We start from the raw sequence: 12,823 nt of genomic DNA on the forward strand, positions 1-12,823 counted from the left end.
GAAACGCACCTGCAATGGTGCGCTTCGATGACTAAAGCGTGACTTCCACTGGATGATCCGCTAAAGGCGAGCTTCGAGCTGAAAGGCCACTGAGATGTCATGGCAACCACGAAAGCATGGGCGTCATTGGGCGACTGAGCCGGCGCGGCCCGATACTGTCGAATCGAGGCCCCTGCCCCCGGGGGATGGTTCCCCGGGGAGTGCGCCGAAGGGACAGGTCCGGGACGTCCGGGTCCATCTGTATCTTCGGATGCTCTGTACGGTGGCCGCCTGGGTCCTGGCTCTGTCGGGGGCAGTGCTTGGTACGCCTGCGCTCGCTGACTCGGCCCCTGTGAATCCGAACGACCCCAAAACACCCGTCACGGTAACGGCGGACAGCCTTCCCACGGCCCAGCACGATGGAGTGGCTTGGCAGGCGGTCACGATCGGTAACACTGTCTACGTGGCCGGAAGGTTCAACAACGCACGACCTTTTGGTGCAGCACCGGGAACGCAACTGGTTTCACGGCGTAATATTCTCGCCTTCGACCTCGTGACCGGCCAACTCAGGACCAACTTCGCCCCGGTCCTGAACGGCCAGGCCCTGGCCATTACGGCCTCGCCTGACGGCAGCAGGATCTACGTCGGCGGTGACTTCACGACAGTTAATGGAGTCACACGAAACCGAATTGCCGCTTTGGACCCGAACACTGGGGCGCTGATCAGCGGCTTCGCTCCCAACGTCGGCGCAACCGTCCGTGCCGTGGTCGCCAGTAACTCGACGGTGTGGTTCGGCGGTCTGTTCACGAACGTCGGTTCGGCGTCACGCAACCGGCTCGCGTCGGTCAATGCAAGCAACGGGGCCCTGCTGTCCTGGGCACCCAATGCCGCGAACGGCCGCGTCAACGCTTTGGCGCTTTCTCCAGAGGAAGGACGCGTGGTCATCGGCGGCGCCTTCACCACGCTCAATGGTTCAAACCGGCCCGGCTATGGACTCGGAATGGTCAACGCGACCACCGGCGCAACGCTTGCCATCCAGGCAAACGACATCGTGCGCGATGCCGGCACCGACTCGGCCATCCTGTCCCTCTCCACCGACGGGACCACATTCTACGGAGTGGGCTACATCTTTGGCACAGGTGGAAACCTTGAGGGGGCCTTCGCGGCGAACTGGTCGGACGCGCACATCAAATGGATCGAGGACTGCCACGGCGATTCCTATGGGGTTTTTGCCACCAACACGGCTGTTTATGTTGCTGGACACCCGCATTACTGCGGTAATCTTGGTGGCTTCCCTGAAACCAGTCCGAGGACGTGGCACCGTGCCGTGTCCTTCAGCAAGGCGGCAACGGGGTTCCTTACCAGGGACATCCATGGCTATCCGTCCTTCACCGGCCAGCCCGCACCCTCAATGTTGAACTGGTTTCCGGACATGGACACCGGGACGGCCAGCGGACAAAGCCAGGGCCCGTGGGCGGTCACAGGCAATAACAGCTTTGTGGTGATGGTGGGCGAATTCAGAAACGTCAACCAGCGTCCGCAGCAGGGTCTGTCCCGCTTCGCGGTGAAAGAAATAGCCCCCAACGACCAGGGGCCGCGGGTGTCGGGTTCCAACTTCGTGCCATCGCTGAGCAGCCCGGGCGCGGGGCAGGTGCGGGTTCAATGGCAGTCGAACTGGGACCGCGACAACTCCAACCTCACGTACACGGTTCTCCGGGACGGGTTGCCAGCCTATACCGTCTCACAACTCTCCACCTTCTGGCAGCGGCCCACTTTGACATTCAATGACAGTGGGCTGACCGGCGGGACGCACAGCTATCGGATCAGGGTGACAGACCCACTGGGCAACACGGTCACGGGGGACAGCAGGACGATATCAATCGCAGGAACCAGCAACCAACCGCCCGTGGCCAGCTTCTCTGAGTCCACCAGCGGACTCACGGTCAGCGTCAACGGCTCAGCCTCCTCTGATCCCGACGGCAGCATCAGCTCCTACACCTGGGCATTTGGAGACGGGGCCACCGCTACGGGTGCCACCGCCAGCCACACGTATGCTGCTTCCGGAACTTTCACCATTAGCCTGACGGTCCGTGACAACAGCGGAGCGAGCAGCAGCACCTCCCGGAGCGTGACGGTCAGTTCTGGTGGAAACCAATCGCCGTCGGCGGTTTTCTCCACCTCGATTAACCAATTAGTCCTGGGCGTCAACGCCTCGGCCTCCAGCGACCCCGACGGCTCCATCACGACGTACGCTTGGAACTTCGGCGACGGCGGCACCGGATCCGGTGTCACAGCGCAGCACAGCTACGCGGCGGCTGGAACCTACACCGTTACACTGACCGTCACGGATAACGCCGGGGCAACTGATTCGGCCACGAGCCAAGTGACGGTAGGCCAGGAACCAGGAGCGCCACTCGCCCAGGATTCCTTCGGACGAACCTTGGCGTCGGGCTGGGGGAACGCCGATACTGGAGGCGCTTGGAGCCTTAGCGGCTCAGCGAGCTACTTCTCTGTTGGCAATGGAAGCGGATTTATGAACCTCGACGCCGGTCGTGGACCGTCCGCCTATCTGGGAGGGGTCAGCTCCACAGCCACGGATTCCACGGTCACCGTCAGCCTGGACAAGATTGGAAATGCAGGAGTAGGTACGTTCCTCGGTGCCATCGCACGCAGGGTCGGCTCTTCCGAGTATCGGGGTAAGGCCAAGGTCGCCCCCGATGGCAGCGTCACACTCCAGCTGACGCGTCTTTCGGGAGGCACTGAAACAACCATCAGCCAGGTGGCCGCTGGAATCACGTTGACTGCGGGCCAACAGCTGCGGCTGAGGGTCGAAGCAGTCGGAACGTCGCCCACAACCCTTCGGGCAAAGGTGTGGCGTGCTGGAACTACCGAACCAGCGTCCTGGTTGCTGAGTACTACTGACAATACGGCCGGCCTGCAATCCTCGGGCTCAACAGGCCTGGTTTCCTACCTGTCGGGTTCGGCCACCAACGCCCCGGTCCGCGCGATCGTCGACGATTACATCGTCAGGCCTTCGTAGTGGCGTGAAGAGAAACCTGCGAAAAATATCCGGAACCGCACCCATGCCCCGGGCGCCTTGGGCGCGCGGGACGAAGGAGCCACAGGCCATTGACCGCGGATCTAGGGGTCGGGCGCTTGGGAAGCTCGTGAAAAGAATCACCTGCGCCGGTATTCATGATAAATGTAACCGACCGCCCCGGTGGCCATGCCCAAGCCCCTAGCCGCCGTCCGCAAGCCCCGTGCCCGATGAGCTTGGGAGCGTGCCACTACCCCTGCCAATAATTGGATAACTCCGCCCGCGACACGGACGACGCCGGACGCCAACGACCAGCCTCGGGCTGCAAGCCGGCGGCCCGCCTTCCGTTCCAGTTCCAGCCTGACCCGGGCGGCTGAGTTTCCGCTGCGCAGCGCCCTGCGGAGGACCCAGTCCCTCGTGAGTCGTCCGGCAGGCACCCGGTCCACCACAACGGCCTCGTCGCACCAAAGCATCGCGCCGCCCCTCTTCACGAGTTGGCGCGTGAACAAGGTGTCCGAGCCACCGCTCAGGCCGAAACGTTCGTCGAATTCCAGGGACATATCCCTGATCTGCGGCAGATGGAGCAGAAGATTATTGGTTGCTGCCACTGTCAGGGGAGTCCCCGTCGCCAGACGCCGGCGCTGGAAGAAACGGCCTGCACTGATCCAAGGTTCGGGCGCGTGTTCGTATTCGCTGATGACCGGTCCCACCACCGCCGCGGCTCCACTTGTGCGTTGCAGGTCCAGCAGTTGGGAGAGCCAGTGCTCGGACGGTATCTCGTCGTCGTCAATGAACACGAGCAGATCCTTGGATGACGATTCGGTAAGGGCCCTGTTGCGGGCAGCGGCAATCCCGGGCTTCGGCTCGTGGACATAGGTGAGGAGTCCGGACGGCAGAGTGCGGGCGAACTCCTCCACGGTGGTCAGGGCGCTGGCGGCGGGATCGTTGTCAACGACGAGGACTGTGACCGGAAGCAGGTCTCGGCCTTCGACGGTGTTAATGGACTGAGCCTGTGCTGCGAGCCGGGGGAGGACCAGCTTCAGGTCTTCCCCCCGGCGGTATGTCAGGACCGCGATCACAGTCCCGCCCGGACCTGACCTGTCTTTTCCGTCATGCTCGGTCATGCAATCCTCCTACTGGTTTGGATGCGGCCGGCTTCTTCCTGCCCACGAGCGAGGCGGCGTCACTCAGGTACGCCTTCAGCATCCGGCGGTGGAAAAGCCAAAGGATGGTCAACGCCGAAATGAGAAACACCCCAAGGCCTCCGAATAGCATTCCTGCATCCCCCATGTCCGTCAGCGAGAGCAAGCCGTACCCCGCAGCACCCCACGCAGCAGCGTGGGCTCCGGGAAAGATGGTGCCAAGCTGCGACCTCGCAGTTACCCCCGTCAGCGACTTTTGGATGCGCAGCAGGACCGGTGTCAGGACAAAGCCGGCAGCCGCGTAGCCCACCGCAACCCCCAAGAGCCCAAACTGAAGTCCTATGACTATGCCGCCAACCTGAACCACGGCGGCCAGGATCTCGTAGCGGATGATGAGCCGCCCCTGGCCTAGCCCCTTCATGAGGGAAGGCGTGATGTAAAAAACCGTTTCACGTGCTCCGCCGATCGCCAGCACGCTAACCAACGCGGCCGCAGGCATCCAGTCCGGCCCCAACACGAGGTTCACCAGGACGGGGGCAGCGCATGCCACATAGGCCATGAGTGGGATTGCGGAAATCGCCAGGATGCGCGTCGCAGCCACCAGCTTCTCCGCTACGAGTGCGGGCTCATGCGCGGCGCGCGCGAAGGCGGGGAACATTACCCGGTTCACGGTCTGTCCGATGAGCTGTACGGGCATGACCAGGATGCGGTAGGCCATTCCATACATTGACAGGGCAGCAACGCCCAAGAACCTGCCCACCAAAATGTTGTCGAGGTTGCGGGAAAAATAGGCGAGGCAGTCTGTGGCGAAAACACTGGAGCTGAACTTCAGCAGCGGCACCACAGCGCGGAAGCCGAAATTCGGCGGCGGACCCTTGCTGGCAACAATCAGCGCCACGGCGCACACGACGTCAGTCGCCGCAACCTGGTAAACCATCGACCATGGTCCGGCGCCGGCAAAGGCCGCACTGATGCCGGCGGCACTTCCGGCAGCCGCTGCCGCAATGTCTGAAGCGCCCACGCGGTGAAGCTGGAGGTCACGGGACAGCATGGCCCTCGGTGTGATGGCAAGGGCCTTGATGGGGATGGCGAACGCGAGCACCTGCAGGATGGGTTCCAACTCGGACACGCTGAAAAACCCGGAGACCAACGGCGCCGCGAACCACGTTCCGGCACCGAGTAAGCCCGCGATCAGGAGGTTCAGGGTGACAGTGGCCCCGGCCAACCGCCGGGTGACCTCGGGCCTTTGGATCAATGCTGCGGACAGCCCCTGATCCAGGACCAAGGCAACCAGGCTGATGAAGACGGTGGCGCTGGCGATCACGCCGTAACTTTGGGGTCCCAGGATTCGGGCCAGGATTACGGCCGAGAGGATCTGGAATCCCTGTCGGGCAACCACAGCGCCGAAACTCCACCGGACGCTTCGCGCTGTCTTCCGGGCACCGTTGTCCGGTTCTGATTCTGTTGACGCCGGTGCAGCAGGTCCCTCTGCCTGTGCATCCGGCCTTTTCCCTGTCATGCCGGTCTGCCAGAGGCCCGGGCAAGATAACTGGCCATTACTGCACCGAACCGCTCCGGGCTGTGGCGGGTGGCGGCTTCCCGGGCGTCGGCGATCGCGGCGGCGCGGAAGTCGGGCCAGCCCAGCGAAACTGACTTAAGGGCCGCCGCGAGGTCGGCAGATTCCCCGGCGGCCACAAATTGAGCCGATTTGTAGCCAGCCGCCGCCTCCCGAAGCCCGGACGTGTTGCTGACCACCACGGGGCGGGAGGCGAGAACCGCTTCAACCGCTGTGTTCCCAAAGGGTTCATCCAGCCGGGAAGGGACCACGACGACGTCGGAATCGGCAAAGAAGGGCCACACATCATCCTGGAAGCCGTGGAAAGTCACGTGTTCCGAGGCACCCGCTGCCTGGACCTTTTCTCGGAGCCCGGCTTCATACGCCTCGTTGCCGTGGAATACCGCCCCTACGATGGACAGGTGCGCCGGCACCCCCTGCTGCAGGAGCTGGAGCAGTGCGTCGACGGCGACGTCCACTCCTTTGCGATGGGAGAGCCGCCCGACATACAGGATCCGCAGTCCGCCGGAGAGCCCGGTCCGGGGCGGGCGGTCCGATGGTGGCCCGGGCACCCCATTGTTCAAGACGGTGGAACGGCCACGCAGGATGCCCAGTGAGCTGTCCAAGGTTTCGGTGCTGAACCTGCTGTTGGTCAGGATCCCGCTCGAGAAGATCAGGGGGAAAGCCAAGGCGGCACGTATGGCGCGGGGGGCGTTGGCCTCGGCCTCATGGACGTGGGTGACCACAGGGATGCCGCACAGCCGGCCGACTGCCGTCCACAACGGAACAGTGATGGTGTTTGCCAGGATGACATCTGGTTGGACACCGCGGATGACCCCGATGCTGCGGAAGAGGCCGTGGACCACGGCTCCGCTGACATTCAGCAGCCCGAGGGGGGAAAGCATGCTCTTGCGCAGGACAGGAGTGGGACAGAGGATGACACGGGCTCCGCGCCGTACAAGCTCAGGAACGAGCAGGCCCGACGACGGCAGGGTCACCACTACCCGCGCGCCCGAGCGCTCCAAGCCCTCGATCGTTTCCAGGAGCACCCGGTCCGAGCCGTAGAGGTCCGCGCTGGGATGCGCCACCAGGACTTTAAGCGATCGCACTGCTTCATTCATTCGCGCCCCAGGGTACGTGGACGGGCCGGGAACAGCCCGGTCTCGAAAGGGGCCTCGGGACCTTCCGCATAGCGCCTCTGCCCACCTCCGATGAAGCCGCGTTGCCCCGGATTAGGGACAGACTACGGCTGTGCCGACCGTTTGGCTAGGCGCCCGGGGCCCTGACCGGGGACGGTATTGGCGAAACTGGAAAATCCCGCCCCCCAGAAAGCTTCCTACGGGGTGCATTGCGTTCAATAATGGAGCGATAGTCAGGGGACTGACTATACGTACCGTGTTGGTGTGGCACGGCATGGAAGCCGCAGATGGGGGTTCCTTTGGATCTGGGAGAGTACGTGCGGGCTATAGCCCGGGGCTGGTGGATAGTCCTGGTATGCGTCGCTGCGGGGTTCGGAGGGGCCACGTATGTCACCTCCAACGCCACGCCGATGTACCAGGGGATGGTCCGCTTCTTCGTGGTGAGCCCGGCTGTCACCGGCCAGTCCGCCCTCCAGTCCTTGGAATTGTCCCGCGGCAAGATGGCCTCCTATGCCAGCCTGGTCAAGAGCGATTCATTCATCGACAAGGTAGTCCAAGCCAGCGGTAACGGGCTGACTGCCGAGCAGACCGCTGGCAGCATGAGCGCCACCGCAGACAGTGAAACCCTGATGCTTACCGTGACTGTAACCCAGCCGGATATCGATAAGGCGAGGGCAACCGTGACCGCCGTTGCCGAAAACTTCGGTGCTGCCGTGAATGAGCTGGAAGCCGGCCGGACCCTTCCGGGCGGCGCCACCGTTCTGAATGTCGTTTCGGGCCCGGACGTTCTCCCTGACCCGGTCTCCCCGCGGGTCCCGCTCAACCTCGGACTCGGCGTTCTGCTGGGCTTGGCCGCCGGAATTGTGATCGCTGTTTCGCGTCGGCTGCTGGACAAGTCCCTGAAAACGCCAGAAGAGGTTGAAGTGGCCTCCGGGCTGCCGCTGCTCGCGAGGTTGCCGTACAGCCACGCCACCTCAGGCCGGGCCGCCCTGCTTCTGGGGAAAGTGGCAGGTTCCCTCCTCGACGAGGCAGCGCGGAGGCTGCGGACCAACATTGACCATCTGGCCGCCCTTCCTTCAGCCGAGGTCATCGCTATCACGTCGGCCCGATCAGGCGAGGGAAAAACCACCGTTGCGCTGATGCTGGCCAAAGCATGGGCGGAAGCCGGAGAGCGGGTACTCCTCGTCGAAGCACACCTCCGCCAGCCGGGACTGGCCGCCGACATCGGCCTGGGAAAAAGCATTGGCTTGTCCGATGTCCTTGCCGGACACCTGCACGTCAGTAACGCCATCCAGCACACGTCGGTAGACGGACTTCACGCCCTCGCGGCCGGCACAATACCTGCCAACCCCACAGAACTGCTCAGGGGCCCTGCGCTTTATGAGGTGCTTGAAGAAATGCGCACCCAGTACACGCGGGTCATTGTGGACGCACCAGCCCTGCGGCCGTTCAGCGATGCTGCACTGATCGGAGCCGTGGTTGATGGCACCCTGTTGGTGGTCCGTCATGGCCGTGTGTCGGCCGAATTGCTCAAAGCCGCCCTCAAAAACCTAGAGGCTGTCAACACGCAGGCAACTGGTGTTGTGCTCAACGCGCTGCCCGGCCGGCTTGCGGAGGAACGTCGCAGGTTCATGGGGAGGTTCGTGCGCGGAATGAGAGTACGCCGCTCACGGCGGCGGTCCCGGGCGGCGCAGTGGATGCCGGTCAGCCTGTCCGCGGGGGAGCCTGTCAAGCCTGTGACCCGCCGGAGGTAAACGGTGCAGTTGGCGCTTTGGATTGGACTGTGCGTGGCTGCATCCGTCCTCCTGCGTTCCCGGCCGCGGGTGCTGCTGGCGGCGGTGCTCACGCTTTGGTTTCTGGTCCCGGCGGTGGGAAATTACGTGGTTACCGGTGAAGCCGGCGGTGCATTGGGCTTCCATGCAGCGTCTTGGCTGATTGTCGCGGTTCTGGCCGGGCAACTGCTGCACGATCCTTGGAGCATCAAGGACGCCTTGGCCCGCCACTTTTTCGTCTTCCTGGTCCTTGCCTTGGTGATCGTGGCAGCGTTTCTTGCCTCCAGGACCTCGTCAGAGGGCGGAGGCATGCTGCTGCTGGTCGACCAGATCGTGGCCCCGGTACTGTTTTTCCTTCTCCTCATTGCCAACAGCATCCGCCATCCCGGACTGATAAAGATGCTGCGATCACTCCTGCTTTTCCTGGTGGCTGTAGTCTGCATCATCGCGGTGGCGCAATGGCTCAACGGTGAGGCCCTGTTCTATGGCCCCGGGTTCCGGACACAGTACTGGTTCAATCCTGAAACCCAGCGCTGGATGGGTACCCTGGACCAGCCCCTCGCCCTCTCGCTGGTGATTTGCGTAGCCGCACCCCTGGTTGCCGGGCTGAAACGCAATTCCGTCCAGGCGGTCCTCCTGGTGCTGATGATTGTCGGGGTCCTGATCACTCAATCGAGGGTGGGTCTGGCCGTAGTGGGGGTGTCCGTCGTCCTTGTAGTGTTCTTCGCTGACCGCAAGGTGTGGGTAAAAGCCATCATGCTGGCGTTCCTTGGAGGTGTTGCCACGGTCGTCATGTCGTCGCCGCTGGTGGTAGGCGTGTCCGAAAGGCTGGTCGATGACACCGGGTCTGCCCAGGCGCGAGCCTTGGCGCTGGAATACTTCCTCACCCGGTGGGCTGACTACGCCGTGGCAGGCCACGGTATCGGGTCCAGCCACCGCGTCGCCGTCCAGGCAGGCCTGGAGACAAGTTTTGAGAATCCGATCCTGATGTACAGCATCGACTTTGGCATCTTCTTCGCCGTCCTTTACTTCGGCCTCATGCTGGTGTTGCTGGTGCGGAACTCTGCGTGGCATGACTACCGGGGCCTGACCTTAGCAGGGCTCCTCGCAGTGGTGATTCCGCAGACCTACAGCTCGCTCGCCACACGGTCCGTTGCAGGGATTGTCGTCTGGACCATCCTGGCAATGGTGGTCATTGTGGGCGATGAAAACCGGGCAATGCGGCGCACAAAACGGGCGGAATTGGCTGCGGCCGCTGTAGGCCAGGCCAGGGCGCCAGCCGTTCCCACGGGCCGCTGATGAGCGGCCGGCCGGTCAATGAATCCGGGGAAAAGATCGGACGCCGTGGCTTCTTGGGCCTGGTGGCCGCGGCGGCGGTGCTGAACGGCAGCGGCTGCGGCGAAACCTGTCCCCAGTCCCCTCCCGGGCACGCGGCGAGGCCCGTGCCCAACTCCGTGCCGGCGTCGGAAGCTTCTGCATCGTTTATCGAGGAGGGTGCCTTAGCAGCCGCGGGCGACGTCGGACCGTTCGCCATAGCCGGGCTGCTCGCTGCTCCGACCTTCTTCGTGGCGCACAGGGGATCAGGGGACAACTGGCCCGAGCACACCATGCATGCCTACACGAAGTCGGCAGAGGCCGGTTTGAAGGCGTTGGAAGTATCGGTGTCATCAACAGCGGATGGGGTTTTGGTGTGCCATCACGACCTCAACACCGGGCGGCTGACCGGGACGGACCTCACCATAGCCCGGGCCAGCTATGCGGCGCTGGAATCATTGCGCAACGATGCCCGTGCCTGGTTGGGCCCGGCAGCACCGCTGGAACCGATACCGCGGCTGGAGGATGTCCTCCGGACTTTCCTTCCTTCCAGGGTCATTTTCCTCGAAGACAAGCAGGGCACCAATGCCGACGAGCTCCTGGAGCTCCTGGAGACGTATCCCGGGGCCCGGGAACGCGTTGTCTGGAAGCAGCCGGCTTCGTCACCGGGGCACGCCCTTGCCAGGTCCCGTGGCTACACCACGTGGGGATATGTGACGGCGCAGGACTACGACAACCTCGCTGCCTTGATTCCCCGGGTGGATCTTCTGGGTGTTCACAATTGGGCCCCCGCCGCCGTGGTGCGTGAACTCGTGGCCTCAGGTAAGCCGGTGGCTGCGTGGGAAGTCCGACGCCGCAGCGACCATGCACGGCTCAAAGCGCTGGGCGTCCGTGGTTTCGTCTGTTCGAACGTGCTCCACGTCCTCCAACTTGAGGAACGGCGACCTGAGGATGGCTTTGACACCGGGCTGCGGTACGCCGGGGACCTGCCCCAGCAGGCGGAAGGCGACTGGCAAGGACAGTCGGCACTTCAGCAGGCTGCTGTCCGAATCGCAAGCAAGGAGCCGGCGTCGTACTTGATGGGGTCGATGGGCGGGCTGTCGGGCCCGCGACGTGAGCTCGCCTTCGAACTGCGCTGGCCGGAGGGCCTTCCCGCAGGGACGGGCAGCGCCGGGGTGGCCTTTGGCCAGGACGATGATGCGCCGTACCGCCCGGACGCTGCGGTTTCAGGCTACGAGCTGGAATTCGGCGCGGACGGCAGGCTGATCCTCAGCCGGAAGGATAAGGGGGCGGGGCCGGTAGTGCTGGCCGAAGCCAAGGGCGCGCCACCGAGTGCTGGGGAATGGACGCGACTGGTGCTGTCTGTGACACCGTATAAGGTCAGCGCACGGCGGCCCAACGCAGCAGGCAGCCAGGCCGCGGATTCGGCGGACACAACGTACGGAGGAGGATGGTTTTCGTTGCTGAAGAACTACGACGGCGGACCCCCAGTCGAGTTCCGGAATGTTACTTTTCGGGAGTCCGCTGCAGCGGACGCCTGCGAGCCACGTTGACGGGCTTAGGGCCTACCCAATCCCCGGTATGTCCAGCCCGCAGCCCGCCACTTCGCCGGATCCAAAACGTTACGGCCGTCAAGGATGCGGGGGACTCTAACCAAGGCCCTGGTGGCGTGCGGATCCAGCTCCCGGTACTGTTTCCACTCCGTCAGCAGGAGGACGGCGTCCGCACGGTCCAGCGCAGCATCGAGCTCGGGCTCCAGGGGGAGCTCCGGGAAACGCTTTGCGGCATTATCGAGCGCCTGCGGATCAGTGACTGTGACAACGGCGCCCTGGAGTTGGAGCTGCGCAGCGGCACTCAGCGCCGGGGAATCCCGGACGTCGTCGCTCTCGGGCTTGAAGGCAGCGCCAAGCACGGCGACCCGCTGGCCCAACAAGCTCCCACCACACAGTTCCCGGGCGAGCTCCACCACACGGGTCCTTCGCCGCATATTGATGGCGTCAACCTCCCGCAAGAAAGTCAGCGCCTGGTCCGCGCCGAGTTCACCGGCCCGTGCCATGAAGGCCCGGATGTCCTTAGGCAGGCAACCGCCACCGAACCCGATTCCGGCGTTGAGGAACTTGCGGCCAATCCGGTCATCCATGCCGATTGCGTCGGCGAGGCGGCTGACGTCCGCCCCGGTGGCTTCGCACACCTCGGCCATGGCGTTGATAAAGGAAATCTTGGTGGCCAGGAACGAATTGGCCGCGGTCTTAACCAGCTCCGCCGTTGCATACCCCATGACCAGCCTTGGGGTTCCAGTGGACAGCGCGGCATCGTAGACCTGGTCCAGGACTGCCACTGCGGGGTGGTCTTCATTTCCGTCAGGAACGCCATAGACAAACCGGTCAGGCCGCAGTGTGTCTGATATGGCATGTCCCTCCCGCAGGAATTCCGGATTCCACAGGAGTGTTGCCCCCGGCTGGGTCTCGGCGATGAGTTCGGCGAGACGCTCTGCGGTGCCCACCGGGACGGTTGATTTCCCGGCAACCACGTCGCCAGGGGACAAATATCCAGCCAGCCCGGCGACCGCTGCGTCCACGAATCGCAGGTCCGCGGCATTTTCCCCGCGTTTTTGTGGTGTACCCACGCAGACGAAGTGGACTTCACAGCCTGCTGCCGCCGCCATGTCCGTTGTGAACCGCAAACGGCCGGAGGCTTCCAGCTCCGTGAGGAGGGCATCGAGCTCGGGTTCGTAGAACGGTGCCCTCGCCCCGGAGAGCTGCGCGACTTTCTGGCTGTCAACATCGATGCCCACCACGTCATGCCCCAGCTTGGCCATGCACGCAGCATGGACAGCCCCCAAGTAGCCACAACCTATGACCGAGATCCGCACAGCTCCACCTTCC

8 protein-coding genes are annotated in these 12,823 nt (G+C 63.8%); 4 read left to right on the forward strand and 4 right to left on the reverse strand.

From position 1 onward, the window contains the following. Positions 1-262: 262 nt before the first annotated feature. On the forward strand, positions 263-3,019 hold the full coding sequence (locus tag ACLKOZ_RS02745) for a PKD domain-containing protein (RefSeq protein ID WP_436472625.1): 2,757 nt from the start codon (positions 263-265) through the stop codon (positions 3,017-3,019). A 137-nt stretch (positions 3,020-3,156) separates the two neighbouring features. Here the strand turns inward: ACLKOZ_RS02745 and ACLKOZ_RS02750 are convergent, their stop codons facing one another. The 3 genes from ACLKOZ_RS02750 to ACLKOZ_RS02760 are packed head-to-tail and all read right to left on the reverse strand — an operon-like array spanning position 3,157 to position 6,834. Further along, positions 3,157-4,140, reverse strand: coding sequence for a glycosyltransferase family 2 protein (locus ACLKOZ_RS02750; RefSeq protein WP_436472627.1), 984 nt, complete (start codon positions 4,138-4,140; stop codon positions 3,157-3,159). Then, positions 4,127-5,677: a lipopolysaccharide biosynthesis protein gene (locus ACLKOZ_RS02755; protein ID WP_436472629.1), complete on the reverse strand. Its 1,551-nt coding sequence runs from the start codon at positions 5,675-5,677 to the stop codon at positions 4,127-4,129. The genes ACLKOZ_RS02750 and ACLKOZ_RS02755 overlap by 14 nt, the downstream gene beginning before the upstream one ends. Beyond that, entirely contained in the window at positions 5,674-6,834 is a 1,161-nt protein-coding gene (locus tag ACLKOZ_RS02760; RefSeq protein WP_436472631.1) for a glycosyltransferase, read from the reverse strand. The genes ACLKOZ_RS02755 and ACLKOZ_RS02760 overlap by 4 nt, the downstream gene beginning before the upstream one ends. A gap of 305 nt (positions 6,835-7,139) precedes the next feature. Between ACLKOZ_RS02760 and ACLKOZ_RS02765 the strand changes: the two genes are divergently transcribed. From ACLKOZ_RS02765 to ACLKOZ_RS02775, 3 genes are read left to right on the forward strand one after another with little or no spacing between them, the layout of a single operon-like run. Further along, entirely contained in the window at positions 7,140-8,606 is a 1,467-nt protein-coding gene (locus ACLKOZ_RS02765) for a polysaccharide biosynthesis tyrosine autokinase (RefSeq protein WP_436472633.1), read from the forward strand. 33 nt (positions 8,607-8,639) lie between these two features. Next, the gene (locus ACLKOZ_RS02770; protein ID WP_436472635.1) at positions 8,640-9,923 is read left to right on the forward strand and encodes a hypothetical protein; all 1,284 of its coding nucleotides are present in this window, start codon (positions 8,640-8,642) and stop codon (positions 9,921-9,923) included. After that, the gene (locus ACLKOZ_RS02775; RefSeq protein WP_436472636.1) at positions 9,923-11,491 is read left to right on the forward strand and encodes a glycerophosphodiester phosphodiesterase; all 1,569 of its coding nucleotides are present in this window, start codon (positions 9,923-9,925) and stop codon (positions 11,489-11,491) included. Before ACLKOZ_RS02770 ends, ACLKOZ_RS02775 begins: the two co-directional genes overlap by 1 nt. Positions 11,492-11,496: 5 nt before the next feature. On the opposite strand, the gene ACLKOZ_RS02780 is transcribed toward ACLKOZ_RS02775, so the two are convergent. Next, positions 11,497-12,810, reverse strand: a complete 1,314-nt coding sequence (locus ACLKOZ_RS02780; RefSeq protein ID WP_436472638.1) for a UDP-glucose dehydrogenase family protein — start codon at positions 12,808-12,810, stop codon at positions 11,497-11,499. Positions 12,811-12,823 lie beyond the last annotated feature (13 nt).

It is taken from the genome of Arthrobacter sp. R4 (genome assembly GCF_051365025.1).
Classification (GTDB): Bacteria; Actinomycetota; Actinomycetes; order Actinomycetales; family Micrococcaceae; genus Arthrobacter.